Annotated in this window: 16 protein-coding genes and 1 pseudogene; 8 read left to right on the top strand and 9 right to left on the bottom strand. The window is 73.8% G+C overall.

Going from position 1 to position 18,414, the window contains the following annotated elements; translation table 11 throughout:
* Both C569_RS30985 and C569_RS0124495 read right to left on the bottom strand, forming a co-directional pair.
* Positions 1–834: pseudogene (locus tag C569_RS30985) on the bottom strand (hypothetical protein); the annotation flags it as partial.
* Between the two features lie 264 nt (positions 835–1,098).
* On the bottom strand, positions 1,099–2,574 hold the full coding sequence (locus C569_RS0124495; RefSeq protein ID WP_018788382.1) for an aminopeptidase P family protein: 1,476 nt from the start codon (positions 2,572–2,574) through the stop codon (positions 1,099–1,101).
* Between the two features lie 113 nt (positions 2,575–2,687).
* Here C569_RS0124495 and asnB point away from each other — a divergent pair, with 113 nt between their 5' ends.
* Positions 2,688–4,649, top strand: a complete 1,962-nt coding sequence (asnB, locus tag C569_RS0124490) for an asparagine synthase (glutamine-hydrolyzing) (RefSeq protein WP_036346821.1) — start codon at positions 2,688–2,690, stop codon at positions 4,647–4,649.
* A 61-nt stretch (positions 4,650–4,710) separates the two neighbouring features.
* On the opposite strand, the gene C569_RS0124485 is transcribed toward asnB, so the two are convergent.
* Entirely contained in the window at positions 4,711–5,853 is a 1,143-nt protein-coding gene (locus C569_RS0124485) for a lytic polysaccharide monooxygenase (protein ID WP_196806778.1), read from the bottom strand.
* Between the two features lie 325 nt (positions 5,854–6,178).
* On the opposite strand from C569_RS0124485, the gene C569_RS0124480 reads away from it, so the two are divergent.
* Positions 6,179–7,159, top strand: coding sequence for a carbohydrate kinase (locus C569_RS0124480; RefSeq protein WP_018788379.1), 981 nt, complete (start codon positions 6,179–6,181; stop codon positions 7,157–7,159).
* Between the two features lie 64 nt (positions 7,160–7,223).
* On the opposite strand, the gene C569_RS0124475 is transcribed toward C569_RS0124480, so the two are convergent.
* A complete protein-coding gene (locus tag C569_RS0124475) occupies positions 7,224–8,450 on the bottom strand; it encodes a multidrug effflux MFS transporter (protein WP_018788378.1) in 1,227 nt (408 codons plus the stop codon).
* A gap of 82 nt (positions 8,451–8,532) precedes the next feature.
* Here C569_RS0124475 and C569_RS0124470 point away from each other — a divergent pair, with 82 nt between their 5' ends.
* Entirely contained in the window at positions 8,533–9,039 is a 507-nt protein-coding gene (locus C569_RS0124470; RefSeq protein WP_018788377.1) for a MarR family winged helix-turn-helix transcriptional regulator, read from the top strand.
* 7 nt (positions 9,040–9,046) lie between these two features.
* Positions 9,047–9,949, top strand: a complete 903-nt coding sequence (locus C569_RS0124465; protein ID WP_018788376.1) for an aminoglycoside phosphotransferase family protein — start codon at positions 9,047–9,049, stop codon at positions 9,947–9,949.
* A 13-nt stretch (positions 9,950–9,962) separates the two neighbouring features.
* Here the strand turns inward: C569_RS0124465 and C569_RS0124460 are convergent, their stop codons facing one another.
* Both C569_RS0124460 and C569_RS0124455 read right to left on the bottom strand, forming a co-directional pair.
* A complete protein-coding gene (locus C569_RS0124460; RefSeq protein WP_018788375.1) occupies positions 9,963–10,790 on the bottom strand; it encodes an MBL fold metallo-hydrolase in 828 nt (275 codons plus the stop codon).
* Positions 10,787–11,191, bottom strand: coding sequence for a thioesterase family protein (locus tag C569_RS0124455; RefSeq protein ID WP_018788374.1), 405 nt, complete (start codon positions 11,189–11,191; stop codon positions 10,787–10,789). Before C569_RS0124455 ends, C569_RS0124460 begins: the two co-directional genes overlap by 4 nt.
* Positions 11,192–11,291: 100 nt before the next feature.
* Here C569_RS0124455 and C569_RS0124450 point away from each other — a divergent pair, with 100 nt between their 5' ends.
* Complete coding sequence (locus C569_RS0124450) at positions 11,292–12,362, top strand: phosphatase PAP2 family protein (RefSeq protein WP_018788373.1); 1,071 nt, start codon at positions 11,292–11,294, stop codon at positions 12,360–12,362.
* 98 nt (positions 12,363–12,460) lie between these two features.
* Here the strand turns inward: C569_RS0124450 and C569_RS30980 are convergent, their stop codons facing one another.
* The 3 genes from C569_RS30980 to C569_RS0124435 form a co-directional block, all read right to left on the bottom strand.
* The gene (locus tag C569_RS30980) at positions 12,461–13,825 is read right to left on the bottom strand and encodes a PH domain-containing protein (protein WP_051090531.1); all 1,365 of its coding nucleotides are present in this window, start codon (positions 13,823–13,825) and stop codon (positions 12,461–12,463) included.
* Between the two features lie 356 nt (positions 13,826–14,181).
* Positions 14,182–14,709: a PH domain-containing protein gene (locus tag C569_RS0124440; protein WP_018788371.1), complete on the bottom strand. Its 528-nt coding sequence runs from the start codon at positions 14,707–14,709 to the stop codon at positions 14,182–14,184.
* Positions 14,710–14,782: 73 nt separating this feature from the next.
* The gene (locus C569_RS0124435) at positions 14,783–14,992 is read right to left on the bottom strand and encodes a hypothetical protein (RefSeq protein ID WP_018788370.1); all 210 of its coding nucleotides are present in this window, start codon (positions 14,990–14,992) and stop codon (positions 14,783–14,785) included.
* 254 nt (positions 14,993–15,246) lie between these two features.
* On the opposite strand from C569_RS0124435, the gene C569_RS0124430 reads away from it, so the two are divergent.
* Genes C569_RS0124430 through C569_RS0124420 form a run of 3 tightly spaced genes read left to right on the top strand, consistent with a single transcriptional unit; the run spans position 15,247 to position 18,223 of the window.
* Positions 15,247–16,350 carry a MoxR family ATPase gene (locus C569_RS0124430; protein WP_018788369.1) on the top strand — a complete coding sequence of 368 codons (1,104 nt, stop codon included), beginning with the start codon at positions 15,247–15,249 and terminating at the stop codon, positions 16,348–16,350.
* Entirely contained in the window at positions 16,329–17,276 is a 948-nt protein-coding gene (locus tag C569_RS0124425; RefSeq protein ID WP_018788368.1) for a DUF58 domain-containing protein, read from the top strand. The genes C569_RS0124430 and C569_RS0124425 overlap by 22 nt, the downstream gene beginning before the upstream one ends.
* A complete protein-coding gene (locus C569_RS0124420; RefSeq protein ID WP_018788367.1) occupies positions 17,273–18,223 on the top strand; it encodes a VWA domain-containing protein in 951 nt (316 codons plus the stop codon). Before C569_RS0124425 ends, C569_RS0124420 begins: the two co-directional genes overlap by 4 nt.
* Positions 18,224–18,414 lie beyond the last annotated feature (191 nt).

Below are 18,414 nucleotides of genomic sequence, written 5' to 3'. Positions count from 1 at the left end.
CTTGCCGCCGTTCATGCCGTCGGCCACCGGCGTGGCCGCAGCTGCCGTGGTGGCGGTGGTCGCCGCGGCCGGGGCCGCGACAGCCGGGGCGGCGGCCGGCGGCTGGCCGGTGCCGTTGCCCGGGGCGGGTGGCTGGCCGTTGCCCGGGGCGGGTGGCTGGCCGTTGCCGGGTGCCGGGGCGGGGCCGCCGTACTTGAACTCGTTGGCGTTGCCACCGGAGATGGTGAGGTCTTTGAGGGTGAGGTCGCCGCCGTCGACGACGCGGAAGATGCGGAAGGTGTCTTCGGCGTCGCGCTTGATGGTGGAGTGGTTGCCCTTGATGGTGACGTCCTGCTTGATCTCGGGCAGGGCGGAGCCGAACTTGCGGTCCTTGACGCCGAGTTCGTAGGTGCAGTTCTCGGCGAGCTTCAGGGTGCCGCCGTGGTCGCGGTTGGCCAGTTCGAGGGCGTCGAGCAGGGCGTCGTCGTCGCAGGGGACCTCGTGGGTCTTGCCGTGGTCGTCCTTGCCGTCCCTGCCCTTGTCCGGGCCCCACTCGCCGCGGTCGCGGCCTTCCTGGCCACGGCCCTTGCCGTCCTTGCCGTAATCGTCCTCGCCCTTGCCGTCCTCGGCGCGGGAGCCGTCACCGGCGTTCTGCGGGGCGGCGGCGTGGTTCTCCGCCACCGGTTCGGTGCCGGACTTGTCGTCGCGGGCGGCGAGACCGCCGAGCGCCGCCAGCCCGACGACGCCGGTCAGCCCGGCCACGCCGGTGGCGACCCAGAGCGCCCGCCGCCTGTTCGTCCGCGGCGGAGGCGCCATCGGTGCGCCGCCGCCGGGTGTCGTTACGTCGTTCGACATGAGAGCCCTTTCGGTTCTTCCCAAACGGGTCGCCTCGCCCCAGGTCGGGCGACCAGCTACAAACCGGTTGTAGCCTCTGAACAGCACCGTATGAGAAGCTTCCTCGCGAGGAAGACGTATCCGAAAAAAGCCCGCATTCCTCCCACGAACGGCGGTCGGTGACCAACCACGTGAGCGGGACGGCAACGGCCCGGACGGCGACGGGCCCCACCACCCGCCGTGCAGGCGCGGTGAAGGGGCCCGAAGGGTTCGCGGCCGCAGGGATCAGCCGGGCAGGCGGGGGCCCGCCTCACGCTGCTCGGCCAGCCAGGTCTCCACCTCGGCAGAGGCGCGCGGAAGGCCGGCCGACAGGTTCACCGGGCTGCCGGCGGTGACCAGGATGTCGTCCTCGATCCGCACGCCGACGCCCCGCAGCTCCTCCGGGACCAGCTCGTCCTCCGGCTGGAAGTAGAGCCCCGGCTCGACGGTGAGCACGTACCCCTCGCCGAGCGGCCCCTCGCGGTAGGACTCCTTGCGCGCGTTGGCGCAGTCGTGCACGTCGATGCCGAGCATGTGGCTGGTGCCGTGCAGCGTCCACCGCCGGTAGACGGTGGAGGCCGGGTCCATCGCCTCGTCCACGCTCACCGGCAGCAGCCCGAGATCCTTCAGCGCCTCGGCCAGCACCCGCATCGAGGCCAGATGCACGTCCCGGAACGCCACGCCGGGCCGGCACATCTCGATGCCGGCCTGCTGCGCGGCGTACACCGCGTCGTAGACCTGACGCTGCAACGGCGTGAACCGGCCGTCGACCGGGAACACCCGGGTCACGTCGGCGGTGTAGAGGTTGCGGTTCTCCACGCCCATGTCCATCAGCAGCAGCTCACCCGGACGGGTGGCGCCGTGGTTGTGCACCCAGTGCAGGATCGTGGCGTGCTCGCCGGCCCCGACGATCGAGCCGTAGCCGACGTCGTTGCCGTCGTGCCGGGCGCGCAGCGCGAACACGCCCTCCAGCAGTCGCTCGGAGACCCCGCGGTCGGCCGGCAGCGCCCGCGCCACGTCCTCGAAGCCGCGCACCGTGGCGTCGCACGCCTCCTGGAGCTGCGCGATCTCCCACTCGTCCTTGACCAGCTTCAGCTCGGAGATCGCGATCGCCAGCTCCCGGTCGCGGCCGGGCTGCCCCTCGGCGCGCGCGCCGTCGTACCGGCGCACCGCCGCGTCCACCCGGGCGTCGAAACCGCGCAGCACCCGGGTACGCCCCGGGGCCAGCTCGGCCAGCGCCGCGTCCAGCTCGCTCAGGTCGGCCGTCGGGAGGCCCAGCTCGGTGGACTTCTCCCGCAGCGTCGGCCGGCGGCCCACCCACAGCTCACCGTGGCGGCTGCGGAAGAACTCGTCGGTCGCCCGGGACGACCGGGGCCGCATGAACAGCGTGGCCTCGCCGCCCGGCCGCAGCACGAGGACGCTGTCCGGCTCCAGGTCGCCGGTCAGGTACGCGAAGTCGCTGCCCGGCCGGAACCGGTGGTCGGTGTCGTTGGCGCGTACCTTCTCGTTGCCCGTGGGGATGACCAGCGTCTCGCCCGGGAAGGCCTCGGCCAGCGCGGCCCGCCGCTTGGCGTGGTTGGGCACCTCCGGGCGCGGGGTGACCGGCAGTTCGGTGTCCCGCCAGCCCTGCCGCATGAAGGACAGGAACGCCTCCGGGAAATCCGGGTCGTGCGACTCCGTGCCGTCCGCCGCCTTGCCCTGCCGGGTCCGCTCCTCGGCCATGATCCGCCCCTCCCTGAGCCTCGTCGCTGGTCCCGACGGTACCGCGCGCACGACAGCGGGAGGTGCCTGCGGTGCCGCGACGGCGGCTTCCGGCGCGTGGAAAGATGGCGGCCATGTGCGGACTCCTGGCCTTCTTCAGCGCGCGCGGCGACGCCGCCGCCCACCGCGACAACATCGCCGGCGCACTGGAGTGCCTGCACCACCGTGGCCCGGACGAGACAGGGGTCGAGGTGGTCGGCGACGCCTCCGGCCGGTACGCGGACGGCGTGTTCGCGCACAAGCGCCTGGCGATCATCGACGTGGCGCTGAGCCACGAGCCCCTGCCGTACGCGGGCGGGCGTTACCTGCTCACCTTCAACGGCGAGATCTACAACTACATCGAGCTGCGCGAGGAGCTGATCCGCGACCACGGGGCCCAGTTCGCCACCAACGGCGACGGCGAGGTGATCGTCGCCGGCTACCACTACTGGGGTGAGCAGGTGCTCACCAAGTTGCGGGGCATGTTCGCGTTCGTGATCTGGGACCGCCAGGAGCGGCGGGCCTTCGGCGCGCGGGACTACTTCGGCATCAAGCCGCTGCACTACCTGGAGACCCAGGACGGCCTCTACCTCGCCTCGGAGAAGAAGGCGCTGCTGCCGTTCGCCTACTCGGCGTACCAGGGCGACGCGGGCATCGACACCGCCAACCTGAGCCACTACCTGACGCTGCAGTACGTGCCGGAGCCGGGCACACTGCACAAGGGGATCAGCCGGATCGGCTCGGGGGAGTACCTGACCTGGACCCCGGGCGGCCGGATCGAGGTGCGCCGCTGGTACCGCCCGGTGTTCCGCCCGGCCCCGGTCTCCGACGAGCAGCGGCTCTACCACGACATCCGGGAGACGCTGCGCGAGAGCGTCCGGATGCACATGCGCTCGGACGTGCCGGTCGGCTCGTTCCTGTCCAGCGGCATCGACTCCACCGCGGTGGTGGCGCTGGCCCGCGAGTTCAACCCGAACATCCTCACCTTCACCGTCGGCTACGACGTGCCCGGCTACTCCGAGATCGACGTGGCCCAGGACTCGGCCCGGCACCTCGACGTGACCACCATCCCGACCAAGATCGGGCCGCAGGACATGATCGACGCGTTGCCGAAGATCGTCTGGCATCTGGACGACCCGGTCGCCGACCCGGCCCTGGTGCCGCTCTACTTCGTGGCGAAGAAGGCCGCCGAGCACGTCACAGTGGTGCTCTCCGGCGAGGGCGCGGACGAGTTCTTCGGCGGCTACACGATCTACCGGGAGCCGCTGTCGCTCAACGCGGTCAACAGCCTGCCCGACGGCGTGCAGAAGGGCCTGCGCGCGGTGTCAAAGGCCATCCCGCAGGGCGTCAAGGGCAAGAGCTTCCTGGAGCGCGGCACCACCCCGATCGAGCACCGCTACTACGGCAACGCCCGGATGTTCACCGAGGAGGAGAAGCAGCACCTGCTGCGCCGCTACGACCCCTCGGTGCGCTACACCGACGTGACCGCCCCGATCTACGCCGAGTGCACCGAACTGGACGACGTCACCAAGATGCAGTACGTCGACCTCTACACCTGGCTGCGCGGTGACATCCTGGTCAAGGCCGACCGGATCTCGATGGCGCACTCGCTGGAGGTGCGGGTGCCGTTCCTGGACCGGGAGGTGTTCAACGTCGCCGCCGGCATCCCGGTCGACCTGAAGCTGCCGCCCCGCTCGGAGGCCACCAAGTACGCGATGCGCCAGGCCCTCCAGGGTGTCGTGCCGCCGGCCATCGTCAACCGCAAGAAGCTGGGCTTCCCGACCCCGACCCGGGTCTGGCTGCGCGGCGAGATGTACGAGTGGGCGCGGCACGTGCTGGCCACCTCGGGCGCCGGTGACCTGATCGACCTGTCGTACGCGATGCGCCTGCTGGACGAGCACAAGCGGGAGGAGGCCGACCACTCCCGCAAGGTGTGGACCGTACTGATCTTCTGCATCTGGCACGCCATCTTCGTGGCCAAGACGCTCGACCCGGGCATCCAGCGCAACCAGTCCGCGCTGCTCACCAAGCCGGTCGTCGGGAGCATGGTCCGCTGAGTCGGACGTGACGGGTGAGGGCCCCCGGGGGTGCACCCCGGGGGCCCTCCTCACTACGGGGTCACCTGCCGGTGCAGGTGACAGTGGGCAGGGAGTTGGTTCCGGAGAAGTTCGCGGTGAAGCCGAACGTGGTCCGGCCCTCGGGTGGGACGCTGCCGTTGTAGGCGGCGTTGGAGACGCTCACCGACGCCCCGCTGCCGCTCAACGTGCCGTTCCACACCTGGTTGATGGTCTGGCCGCTGGGCCAGGTCCAGTTCGCCGTCCACCCGGAGTACGTCCGGGTGCTGTGGTTCATGATCTCGACCTCGCCCTGGAAGCCGCCCTGCCAGGCGCTGACCACCTTGTACACCGCCATGCAGGCGCCGCTGCCCGGCGGCGGCATGGTCGGGCTGGTCGTCGGCGCGGGCGTGGTCGGTGCCGGGGTGGTCGGCGCCGGCGTGGTCGGGGCGGGCGTGGTCGGCGCCGGGGTGGTCGGGCCGGGGCTGCCGCCCGAGCCGATCCCGGTCACCTCGCCGTTGCCGCCGTCGAACGTCACGTCGGAGCAGCCGAAGAAGTTCTCCTGGCTGTCCGAACGGACCCAGCGCGAGTAGATGATGTGCCGGCCGCTCTTGTTCGACGGCAGGTTGCCGCTGAAGTAGTAGTGGCCGTTGTTGGTGCCCACAGCGCCGCGCTGCGGCGGGTTGGTCACCTGCAGGAACGGCTGCTCCTCCAGGTCGCTCCAGGCCAGCGGCCGGTTCGGGCTCCAGCTGTTCTTGGTCACGTAGAAGTAGAACGTGCCCGGGTGGTGGGCCCAGTTGCTGTACCGGAACTCGATCGACCGGCCAGCGGTCAGGTGGGTGACCGGCCAGTCGTTGCGCGCCGCGTCGTACCCGCTGAAGCCGGGATTGCCGCCGCTGCACAGCTTGCCGTCGGGGATGAACCCGACGGTCCGCCCGCCGGCGTCGGAGCGCAACACGCTGAACCAGTTGTACAGCGAGTTCGCCCCGCTCGTGGCCACCGCCGACGAGCAGGCGGGGTTGTTCGGCCGGATCTCACCGGTTCCGGTGAGGCCGTCCTTCCAGCACAGGTAGGTGCGGGCGCCCGGCGTCATGGCCGCGCCGTGCGCGGCCGCCGGTCCGGAGTTGGTGGCCAGGGCGAACGCGCCCAGGGCCAGGGTGGCGGCCGCGGTGAGCAACGCGGCCGTACGGGTTCGGTGCACGGGGATCTCCTGACTCGCGGAGCGTGGCCGGTCCGGCCCGCCCCGCTTCGACGAGCGGATGCGACGATCGCGGTGCCCGCGCCCGGTCGGCGTGCGGCCGGGGCCGTCGGCGGGCGCGCACCGCCTGCGGTCCGTTGCCACGGACCGTGGATGCCCTCGCGTCGGCTCGACCCGGCGGCCGGCGACGCGGCAGCCCCCGCGTCGTCACCCGGCACTGCCATCCCACCACGTCCAGCCGCCCGTCGCAATAGGTGCTGCTCGATGTCCGGGTCGAGGCGCGCCGCCACCCGGCATGCGCCAGGATCGGGGGAGGACGACGAGGGGAGCCAGGATGGGTTACGCGGTGGTGCTCGGCGAGGCACTGGTGGACCTGCTCGACGCCGAGCACGACGGGGAACCCGTCTACCGGCAGGCGATCGGCGGCGGCCCGCTCAACGTGGCGGTGGCGACCGCCCGGCTCGGCGGGGACGCGCGGTTCGTCGGGTCGCTCGGCGACGACGCGCTGGCCGGACGGATCCGCGCGTTCCTCACCGGCGCGGGTGTGGACGTCAGCGGGACGGTGACGGTGCCGGCGCCCACAGCGCTCGCCGTGGCGACGTTCGCCGGCCCGGAGCCGGACTTCCGCTTCTACGGCGAGCCCCGCTCGTACGCGCTGCTCGGCCCGGACAATCTGGACGTGGCGCTGGTCGAGGGCGCTGACGTGCTCTACTGCGGGTCGATAGTGCTGCTCGACCCGCCGGTGCTGGCCGCCGCCCGCCGCGCCTGGTCGATCGCGGGCGCGCTGCGGGTGTTCGACCCGAACGTGCGGCCCCGCCTGCTCACCGCGCCGGGCGCGCTGGACGGGCTGCGGGCGGTGGTCGCCGAGTTCGCCGCCGCCGCGCACCTGGTCAAGCTCAGCGCCGCCGACGCGCGGCTGCTCTACCCGGACGAGCCGGTCGAGGGCGTCGCCGCGTACCTGCGGGAGCTGGGCGCGAGCACCGTCGTGGTCACGCTCGGCGCGGACGGTGCCCTGGTCGCCGCCGCCGACGACGTGGTACGCGTACCCGCGCCCAAGGTGGACGCGGTGGACGCCACCGGCGCGGGCGACTCGGTCATGGGCGCGCTGATCGCCGAGCTGCTGGCCGCCGGTGAGCCCACCGACCCGGCCGGCTGGCAGGAGCGGGTCGCGTTCGCGCTGCGGGTGGCGGCGGTGGTGTGCGAGTCACCGGGCGGCGCCACCGCCATGCCCACCCGCACCGCTGTCGAAACCCGCTTCGCGGGGAAGGAAGGGCCCCTTCTTAACGCCTCCGGTAGAGCAGGGGCCCCTTCTTAACACCCGGCCCTGACGCGCGCGGGCGGGCTCATACGCGCGGGCGGGCTCAGGCCCGCGGGCGGGCTCACGCGCGCGGGCGGGCCAGCGTCAGGACGGCGGTCAGCGACAGGAAGGCGGCGCCGGCCAGGACCACCGCCATCGGCAGTGCGCTGCCCTCCCCGCCGAGCCCGACCAGCGGCGCGGCCAGCGCGCCGACCACCGACTGGAGGCCGCCCATCAGCGCGGCGGCGGTGCCCGCGTGCCGGGCGTGCGCGTCCAGCGCCAGCGCGGTGCTGTTGGGCATCACCATGCCGAGCGAGCCGACGAAGGCGAACAGCGCCACCGCCGTCACGGCCAGGCTGCCGGCCAGCGCGCCGGTCAGCACGCCGACCGCCGTGACCAGGCCGGCCACGAGTGTGGTGACCAGCAGCCGGCATGGCGTGAACCGGTCGAGCAGCCGGGCGTTGGCCTGCCCGACCGCGACCAGGGCGAGCGCGTTGACGCCGAAGATGACGCTGAACACCGCCGCGGAGACGCCGAAGACGTCCTGGAACACGAACGACGACCCGGAGATGTACGCGAACAGTCCGGCGAACGCGAAGCCCTGCGTCAGCGCGTACCCGAGGTAGACCCGGTCGGCGAGCAGCGACCGCATGGTCCGGACGGTGGCCCCCAGGCCGCCGGTGCTGCGGCGCTGCGGCGGCAGGGTCTCCGGCAGGCGCAGCGCGACCGCGACGGCGAGCACCACCCCGATGACGGCGAGCGTCACGAAGACGGCCCGCCACGAGCCGAACCGGAGCACCAGGCTGCCCACGCTCGGCGCCGCCACCGGCGCCACCCCGAAGACCAGGGTGAGCCGGGAGAAGTACTTCGCGGCGTCCCGTCCGGAGTAGAGGTCGCGGACCACCGCGCGGGCGACCACCACGCCCATGCCGCCGGCGACGCCCTGGGCGAACCGCACGGCGGCCAGCAGCGGGGCGTTCGGCGCCGCGGCGCACGCCAGCGCCAGCACCGTGTACGCGACCACGCCGACCAGCACCGGACGGCGGCGCCCCCAGCGGTCGCTGAGCGGACCGGTGACGAGCTGACCCAGGGCGAGTCCGATCAGGCAGGTGGTCAGCGAGAGCTGGATGCCGGCCTGGTCGGCGCCGAGGTCGCGGGTCATGGCCGGGAACGCGGGCAGGTACATGTCCAGCGACAGCGGGCCGATCGCGGTGAGCGTGCCGAGTAGCACCAGCAGTGTCACGCCGCCGGTGGACGCGGTGGCGCGGTCGGCGGCCGGGCGCGCGGCGGTCGGCGCGGCGTTGCTCACGAGTGGGTACCCCCTGGATCCGGTGCGTCCGGGTACCTTACATCTGTAGTCAGAACTGTTGCGATGTGAGGCGGGTGGCCCCGTGGCGACGAACGAGCAGGTCGCGCGCGTCGGAGCGGTCGTGGGGGAGCTGCACCGCCTCCTGCGCCGCCGGACCGGTGCGCGCGTCGGACGAGACCCCCTGCCCGAGGCGCAGGTGGAGGTGCTCCTGCTGGTCCGGGAGACACCGGGGATCAGCGGTAAGGAGGTGGCCCGGCGCCTCCGCACCGCCCCCAACACGGTGAGCACACTGGTCCGCGACCTCACCGACGCCGGGCTCCTGGCCCGGGACCGCGACCCCGGCGACCGCCGCGTGCTGCGGCTGCGCGTGACCGACGCCGCCCGGGCGCGGATGGCCGACTACGAGACCAACCGTGCCGCGCTGCTCGACGAGGCACTGACCGAGCTGGACCCGGCCGCACGGGCGGCGATCCTGGCCGCCGCCCCGCACCTCGACGCGCTGCTCGGCGCCCTGCGGGCCGCCCGGCCGGAACCGCCCGGGCGGCCCGCCGGAAACCCGGTGGCCGCCGCGGCGTCCCGCCCCGCATGATCACCGGATGGCGTTGCACCAGGACGAGGTACCCGTGGATGAGGAGATCGTCCGGGCGTTGCTGACCGGCCAACGCCCCGAGTGGGCCGCGCTGCCGCTGACGCCGGCCGGCGCCGGGACCGACAACACGATGTACCGGCTCGGCGACGACCTGCTCGTCCGGCTGCCCCGCACCGCGGAGAAGGCCGGTGCCCTGCGCAAGGAACAGCAGTGGCTGCCCCGGCTCGCGCCGCTGCTGCCGTACCGGGTGCCCGAACCGGTGTACGCCGGCGTCCCGGCCGACGCCTTTCCGCTGCCGTGGTCGGTGCAGCGGTGGATTCCGGGCGACGAGGTACGGCCCGGCACGGTCGCGGACTGGGCCGCCCTCGGCGCCGACCTGGCCGTGTTCGTCCGACGTCTGCACGCGGCCGACCTGCTCGGTGCGACCCGCGCGGGCGCGCTGAACGGGTACCGCGGTGGCAGCCTCCACCCCTGCGACACCTGGATCTCGGCGGCACTGGAGGACTGCCGGAGGCACATGGGCGACGAGACGGACGTCGACACCCTGGTCCGGCTCTGGCGGGACGCCCTCACCCTGCCCGAACCCGCGGGCCCGCACGTCTGGCTGCACGGCGACCTCAAGCCCACCAACCTGCTGGTGCGCGCCGGGCGGCTGTGCGCGGTCATCGACTTCGGCGGCCTGACCGTCGGCCACCCCGACGCCGAACACGCGCCGATCTGGGACCTCCCGCCGCCGGCCCGGCACGCCTACCGGGAGGCGCTCGGTGCGGACGACGTGACCTGGGCGCGGGCCCGCGCCTGGGCGCTCGGCGTGGCGGCCAGCGGCGTCTCGTACTACTGGGACACGTTCCCGGCGTTCGTCGCCGAGTGCCGCAACCGCCTCCGCGAGATCCTGGCCGACCCCGGCTGAGCCCGGCCGCCGGTCAGGCCGTTCCGTCCAGCTCCGCGTAGCCGCGGCGGGCGGCGATCAGGCCCGGCCGGGCGCCGAACGGCGACTCGGCCGCCACCCGCTCCGGCGGTGCGCTGCCGGTGTGCCCGGCGCGGATCAGCCACGCCTGCCGCGCGAGCTGCGCGTGCTGTTCGCGGACGAAGTCCACACCGACCGGCTCGCCGTGACCGGGCACCACCACCGTCGCGGGCGTGGTCATCCGCAGCAGGTCGGCCAGCGCGTCCGGCCACCGCAGGGGGTGCGACTCCTCGAACGCCGGTGGCCCGCTCTGCTCCACCAGGTCACCCGCGACCACCACGTCCGCGTCCGGCACGTGCACCACCAGGTCGCTGTCGGTGTGCCCGTGCCCGGGATGGCGCAGCACCACCCGCCGGCCGCCCACGTCGAGCACCGTCTCCTCGCGTACCTCGTGCGTCGGTGCCCGCAGCTCGGTGCGCGCCAGCTCCTCGGCCAGCGCCGGATGCCCGGCGCGCATCTCCTCGTACGCGGCCCGGCGCACCGCGTCGGACCGGTCCCGCAGCGCCGCCGCGGCCTGGGCCTGCGCGTAGATCGCGGTCTCCGGCCCGGCCAGCGTGGCGTTGCCGAAGCAGTGGTCGAAGTGGTGGTGCGTGTTCACGATCGTCCACGGGTACGGCGTGACCGCCCGCGCCGCCTCCGCCAGCTCCCGGGCCTGACCGGCGGTGGAGAGGGTGTCGACGAGCAGCGCCGCGCCGTCACCGACCACCAGCACGACGTTCACCGCGAGCACCGGCTCGCGTCGTACGTGCACCCCGGCGGCGACCTCCGCGAACCCGGCGGTCATGACTGGCGCACGGCCCGCTCGACGAAGCGCTGCCGGTCGACCAGCGCCCGTTCGACGCGACCCTGCGCCGCAACGGTGGGGCCGTCGGTGACTGTGACGTCGAAGACGAGCCGCTTCCCGTCGACCTTCACCAGCTCGGCGTGGGCCGTCACGGTACGCCCCACCGGGGTGGCCGCGCGGTGCTCAAGCTCGACCCGCACGCCGACGGTGGTGGACCCGGACGGCATCCGGGTCGCGGTGGCGGCCACCGTCGCCGCCTCGGCCAGCGCCAGCACCCGGGGGGTGCCGAGCACCGGCACGTCCCCGGAGCCGACCGCCTGCGCGGTGTCGGCGTCGGTCACTGTCAGCTCGACCCGGGCGGTCAGGCCCGGCGCGAAGGGCGGCTCCGGCTGCTCCTGCATGCGGCCGAGCCTAGTGCAGCCGGCCCGCGGCCGTCCGGCGTCCGGGCCGCCACCGCCCGCCCGCATGCCCGCTGGTTGCCCGCCGTTAACCTTGTCCGCGATGGCCGAGCAGACACAATCTCCGACCCCCGCCCCCGCCGCGACCACCGAGTCGCCCGACGGCGGGCGCCGCCGTGTGATCGCGATGACCGTGTGGGGCGTCGCGTTCGTCGTCGCGTGGCTCGCCATCGGGCTGCCCACCGACCCGGCGTACGCGTTCCTGTGGATCTGGGCGGGCACGATCGCGTGGAACTCGGCCCGCCCGTGGCGCAGCCACCTGCGGTTCGCCCGGGACTGGATCCCGGTGGTGCTGCTGCTCGCCGCGTACAACCTGTCCCGGGGGTTCGCCGACAACGGCGCCACCCCGCACGCGATGGAACTGATCGTCGCCGACCGCTTCCTCACCGGCTGGCTCACCGGCGGCGAGGTGCCGACGATCTGGCTCCAGGAGCGCCTGTACGACCCGGCCGAGGTGCGCTGGTGGGACGTGCTGGTGAGCTGGATCTACTTCTCGCACTTCGTGGCGACGTTCGCTGCCGCGGCCGTGCTGTGGATGCGTAACCGCCGGCGCTGGATCGCGTACATGGCCCGCTGGGGCTTCCTGTGCGCGGCCGGACTGGTCACCTACTTCGCCTACCCGGCCGCGCCGCCGTGGTGGGCGGCGCAGAACGGCCTGCTGACCGAGGTCGCGCGGATCTCCACCCGGGGCTGGAAGGAAGTCGGCATGCACGGCGCGGGCAACCTGCTCAACGCCGGGCAGATCGCCTCCAACCCGGTGGCCGCGATGCCGTCGCTGCACACCGCGTTCGCGCTGTTCGTGGTGCTGTTCTTCATGCGGTCGGCACGTAAGCGCTGGTGGCCGCTGATGCTCTCGTATCCGCTGGCCATGACGTTCACGCTGATGTACAGCGGCGAGCACTACCTGATCGACGTGCTGGTCGGCTGGGCGTACGTGGGCATGACGTTCCTGGTGGTCGGCCTGGCCGAGCGCTGGTGGGCGGCGCGGCAGGCCCGGCGGCCCGGCGAGCCCGCCGTCGCGGCCGGTTCCCCGCCCGCCGACGGCGGCACCGCCGGCGACACCCCGGACCGGGCGGCCGGCGACCGGGAGGCGGTGCCCGCCGAGCGCCGGTAGGCCCCGGCACGGTCCGCCGATTCCCGGCGGACCGTGCCGTCACCGTCACCACGGCCGTGTTCCGGCCTGGCCCGACCTGCCCCGGTTCGGTCCGGCGGTCAGCTGTCGTCGTCGGTCCGGCGTGCGGCCCGCGACCGCTCGGTCAGCTCCGCGGCCAGCTCCCACGCGTCGGCCAGGTCCCGGTGGACGGCCGCCGCCCCGGCCCCACCGGCGGTGTCCGCGTGCACGGTGGCCAGCCGCAGCAGTCGTTGCACCGGACCGCGGGTGACGCGCACGCTCTGGATCCGGGCGTACGGCACCAGCGTCACCTGCCTGGTCAGCAGCCCGGACCGGGCCACGAAGACCTGCTCGTCGAGACCGGCACCGACGACCTTGCGGCTCAGCGGGCGCAGCCACCGGGCCCGGGACGGGGGCGCAGTGGCGGGCAGCGCGTCCAGCCGTACGCCGGGCAGCACCTCCGCCACGACCAGCACGCCGGTCTCCGCGTCGCCGACCGGTAGCAGCCGGTCCGGGCGGTTGCGGTCCGCGACCTCACCGGCCGAGTAGCCGGCCACCTCCAGCCGCAGCCGCAGCCACCCCTTCATCCGCCACAGCAGCGGCCAGGTCGCCCGTACGGTCTGCACCCGGTGCAGCGGCACGGTCTGCATCCGCGTCTCCAGCAGCCCGTTGTGCACGCGCAGCGTGCCGTCGTCCCGGTCGAGCCGGAAGCTCCAGTCGTCGAGCACGCGACGGATCGGTTGCAGAACCACGCCGGCCATCGCGGTGAGCGTGCTGGCCACCGCGATGAACGACCACGAGCCCTCGGACAGGAACTGTGCGCCGACGAACACCAGGCCGACCGGCAGCAGGAACGCCTGCGGCGTGAGCAACTGGCTGACCAGCAGGTCCTGGTTGCGCACGGCGTGCACCCGGCGACCTTCCGGCACGGGCGCGGCCGGCGCGCCGGGCTCGGCCGACGGAGCCGGCCCCGGGGCGCAACGACCGGCGACCGCGAGCAGCCGCTGCCGCAGCGCGGTGGCCTCGGCCACGCTGAGGTAGGCCAGCGGCGCCTCGGTCTTGCCCCCGCCGACCACCTCCAGCCGCAGCTCGGCCAGGCCGGTGAGCTGGGCCAGCAGGGGCCGGACCACCTCCACCGCCTGCAACCGCTCCAGCGGGATGGCCCGGGTGCGCCGCCACAGCAGACCCTCGTACACGCGCAGCTCGCGGCCCACCAGGTGGTAGCCGGTGTTCCACCAGCTCACCACCGACAGCACGGTGGCGCCGAGCACGAAGACCGTGACCAGCACCGCGAACCAGCCGAACCCGACCCGCGACAGCGTCGACCAGGAGAGCCCGGCGATCACCACGACCAGCGACTTCGCGCCGTGCAGCGCCGGGCTGAGCGGATGCAGCCGCTGCCGGGGTTCCGCACCACCGGGGGGTGGCCCGGCCGCCGGACCCCACGGACCCGGGTACGGCGGCAGCGGCGCGGGCCACGGCCCGGGCGCCGCGTCGGGGCCGGGCGGCGGCCCGTATCCGGGTGCCGTCGAGCCGGGTGGCCCGTATCCGGATGGCGGTGCGTACCCGGGAGATGGCCCGTCTCCGGACGGCGGCCCGTATCCGGGTGCCGGCACGTATCCGAGCGGGCCGGGGACGGGCGGCGCGGCGGGCGGGCCGTAACCCGGCGCCGGCGGCCACGGATGCCCGTTCGCCGGCTGCCCCGGTCCGGGCTGTCCCGGTCCGGGCTGCCCCTGAACCGGTGACTGTTCCGGAGCAGGAGACTGCGCCGGGCCGGGCCGGTCCTCGGAGGGCGGCGGGGCGCCGGAGTCGCTCCGATCGCTCACAGGCCCTCCGCCCGGTCCTCGCCCAGCGCGGTCAGCCGGTCGCGCAGCCGGGACGCCTCGGCCGGACGCAGCCCCGGCACACGGGCGTCACTCGCGGCGGCGGCCGTGTGCAGCTGCACGGTCGCGAGGTCGAAGGCGCGCTCCAGCGGACCCGCGCTCACGTCGACGAACTGCATCCGCGAGTACGGCACGATGGACAGCCGCCGCACCAGCAGGCCGTGCCGCACGAGCAGGTCGTCGTCGCGCTCGGCGTACCCCCAGGCGCGGACCGCCCGCACGATGGTGATCGCCCGCCAGACGCCCAGCAGCAGCGCCCCGCCCACGGCGGCGCCGAGCAGCCAGTGCCCGGCCAGCGCCCAGGCCACGCCGAGCACCACGAGCGCCACCGCCAGCCCGATGCCGAGCCGGATCAGCTCCACCCAGATCAGGTCACGGGAGATCGGCTGCCAGCGCACCGTGTCGGGCCAGGGCTCCAACGCGCTGCGCGAGGCGGGCGGGAGGCCGGCGGGGCCGTCACCGCTCACCGGGAGGACCCGCCGTGCTCGCCGCCGGTACGGGCTCGGTTCGTCTGCTCGCTCACGCTTCGAGCGTAGGCGATCAGGGAAGCGGGACCACCTCGCGGAGGAAGCCGCGTGCGTCGAGGAAGTCACCGAGCGAGCCGCGGTGGTCCGGGCAGGCCAGCCAGGTCTTGCGCCGGTCGGGCGCGTGCAGGCGGGGATTGTGCCAGCGGAGCTGGTACGCGGCGGGTGCGCGACACCCCCGCGCCGAGCAGATCAGCGTCTCGTCCGGGGTGGTGGGAGTCGTCACCGGGGCGAGTTTAGAGGCCGCACGCCGGGAGTTTTAGCGCCGGGCGGCCACGGGGGGAGCCGCCCGGCGACGGGGTGAATCGTACACACCGCGTACCCCTTGTTGTCCACCCGTGTTCAGCGTTTCCTGCGCGGCGGAACGGCGTGGCCGGACCGCGCGGCGAAAATCGTGCCTCTCCCACCCTCGGCTCTCAGCAAGGCATGACAGTCTTGATACGCACCACGCCGCGACGACGACCCTGCTGTGGAGGACCGGTGGCCCAGCCGACCACACCCGACGTGCCGAACCCGACCGAGGTGGCGCCGGACGCACCGCCCCCGGTGGGCACCACCCCGGCGCAGGACGCCACGCTGCTGGAGCGGGCGCTGTTCGAGACCAAGCGGGTGATCGTCGGCCAGGACCGGATGGTCGAGCGGATGTTCGTCGCGCTGCTGGCGCGCGGTCACTGCCTGCTGGAGGGCGTTCCGGGCGTGGCCAAGACGCTGGCCGTGGAGACCCTGGCCCGCGTCGTCGGCGGCTCGTTCGCCCGGGTCCAGTTCACCCCCGACCTGGTGCCCGCCGACATCATGGGCACCCGGATCTACCGGCAGTCCAGCGAGAAGTTCGACGTCGAGCTGGGCCCGGTCTTCGTCAACTTCCTGCTCGCCGACGAGATCAACCGCGCGCCGGCCAAGGTGCAGTCGGCGCTGCTGGAGGTGATGAGCGAGCGGCAGGTCTCCATCGGCGGCGAGAGTCACCGGGTGCCGGACCCGTTCCTGGTCATGGCGACCCAGAACCCGATCGAGCAGGAGGGCGTCTACCCGCTGCCGGAGGCGCAGCGGGACCGGTTCCTCATGAAGATCGTCGTGGGCTACCCGACCGACGCCGAGGAGCGCGAGATCGTCTACCGGATGGGTGTGGCCCCGCCCGAGCCGGCCCGGGTGTTCGACACCCCGGACCTGGTCGCCCTCCAGCACAAGGCCGACCAGGTGTTCGTGCACAACGCGCTCGTCGACTACGCGGTCCGGCTGGTGCTCGCCACCCGGGCGCCGGCCGAGCACGGCATGCCCGACGTCGCCCAGCTCATCCAGTACGGGGCCAGCCCGCGCGCGTCGCTCGGCCTGGTCCGGGCCACCCGCGCGCTGGCGCTGCTACGCGGCCGGGACTACGCACTGCCGCAGGACGTGCAGGACATCGCGCCGGACATCCTGCGCCACCGGCTGGTGCTCAGCTACGACGCGCTCGCCGACGACGTACCGGCCGACCACATCGTGCACCGGGTGATGTCGACCATCCCGCTGCCCGCCGTCGCGCCCCGCCAGCAGGCCACCCCACCCCCGGCGGTCCCGCACAACGGATGGCCCGGGCAGCGGCCGTGATCCCGCCCGCCCCGCTCAGCGCCGCTGGCGACCGCTCGGGGGCGGTGCTGGCCCGGCTCCAGCTCATGGTCACCCGCAAGCTGGACGGGCTGCTGCAGGGCGACTACGCCGGGCTGCTGCCCGGACCGGGCAGCGAGGCGGGGGAGTCCCGGGAGTACCGGCCCGGCGACGACGTACGCCGGATGGACTGGCCGGTCACCGCCCGCACCACGATGCCGCACGTGCGGCGTACCGTGGCCGACCGCGAACTGGAGACCTGGCTGGCCGTCGACATGTCGGCCAGCCTCGACTTCGGCTCCGGGCGGTGGCTCAAGCGGGACGTGGCGGTCGCCGCGGTCGCCGCGCTGGCCCACCTGACCGTGCGGGGCGGCAACCGGATCGGCGCGGTCGTCGGCACCGGCGGGCCGGGGACGATGCTGCGGCTGCCCGCCCGCTCCGGCCGCAAGGAGGCCCAGGGGCTGCTGCGGGCGGTCGCCGGCGCCGAGATCCGGCCCGGCCGCAGCGACCTCGGCGCGCTCGTCGACATGCTCAACCGGCCGCCCCGGCGGCGCGGCGTGGCGGTGGTGATCTCCGACTTCCTCGCACCGCCGCAGCAGTGGGGCCGGCCGCTGCGTAAGCTGCGGGTCCGCCACGACGTGCTGGCCGTCGAGGTGGTCGATCCGCGGGAACTGGAACTGCCCGACGTGGGGGTGCTGCCGGTGGTCGACCCGGAGAGCGGTGAACTGCACGAGGTGCAGACCGCCGACCCGGGCCTGCGCCGCCGGTACGCCGAGGCGGCGGCCGCCCAGCGTGGTGCGATCGCCGCCGAGCTGCGCGCCGCGGGCGCGGCCCACCTGCGCCTGCGTACCGACCGAGACTGGCTGCTGGACATGGTGCGTTTCGTCGCCGCGCAGCGGCACGCCCGCACCAGAGGGACGACGCGATGATCCGTTTTCTGCAACCGTGGTGGCTGCTCGCCGTGCTGCCGGTGCTCGCTCTCGCCGCCGCGTACGTCTGGCGGCAACTGCACCGCCGGCAGTACGCGCTGCGGTTCACGAACGTCGACCTGCTGCGTACCGTCGCGCCGAAGGGACTGGGCTGGCGGCGGCACATCGCGGCCACCGCGTTCCTGCTCTGCCTGCTGGTGCTGGCGACCGGGCTGGCCCGGCCGGCGATCGACACCCGGGAGCCGCTGGAACGGGCCACCGTGATGCTCGCCATCGACGTGTCGTTGTCGATGCAGGCCGACGACGTGTCACCGAACCGCCTGGAGGCGGCGCAGGAGGCGGCCAAGCAGTTCGTCGGCGAGCTGCCGGAGAGCTACAACCTGGGGCTCGTCTCGTTCGCCAAGGCGGCGAACGTGCTGGTGTCGCCGACCAAGGACCGGGCCGCCGTCACCACAGCGATCGACGGTCTGGTGCTGGCCGAGGCGACCGCCACCGGCGAGGCGGTCTTCACCTGCCTGGAGGCGATCCGCTCGGTGCCGGCCGACGGTGCTGCCGGTATCCCGCCGGCCCGGATCGTGCTGCTGTCCGACGGCTACCGCACGTCGGGCCGCTCGGTGGAGGAGGCAGCCGCGGCGGCGCAGGCGGCGAACGTGCCGGTGTCCACCATCGCGTTCGGCACCGACTCGGGGCAGGTGGACATCGGCGGGCAGCTCCAGCGGGTGCCGGTGGACCGCACCGCGCTGTCCCAGCTCGCGGAGACCACCCAGGGCTTCTTCTACGAGGCCGCGTCGGCCAGCGAGCTGAAGCAGGTCTACCAGGACATGGGCAGCTCGATCGGCTACCGCACCGAGCCGCGTGAGATCACCCAGTGGTACGCGGGGATCGCGCTGCTGCTGGCGCTGTGCGCGGGCGCGCTGAGTCTGCTCTGGACGTCCCGGCTGGTCTGAGCCGGAACCGGCCGGCGGTGGTCAGTGACCGCCGCCGGCCAGCACGAACAGGACCGCCACCCAGACGGCGGCGAGGGTGAAGCCCAGCGGGGCGACGTAACGGCTCATGGGTGTGCTCCGTGGCGACGGTCGGCCCGTGCGGGGCCGTGGGGGGTCGGGACGTACGCGCACGAAGTCGTGACCGGGTGCTC

Origin of the sequence: Micromonospora sp. CNB394, assembly GCF_000374985.1 — a bacterium.
GTDB lineage: Bacteria > Actinomycetota > Actinomycetes > Mycobacteriales > Micromonosporaceae > Micromonospora > Micromonospora marina.
The sequence above is the reverse complement of the archived record's forward strand: the minus strand, read 5'-3'. Positions and strand labels throughout refer to the sequence as shown.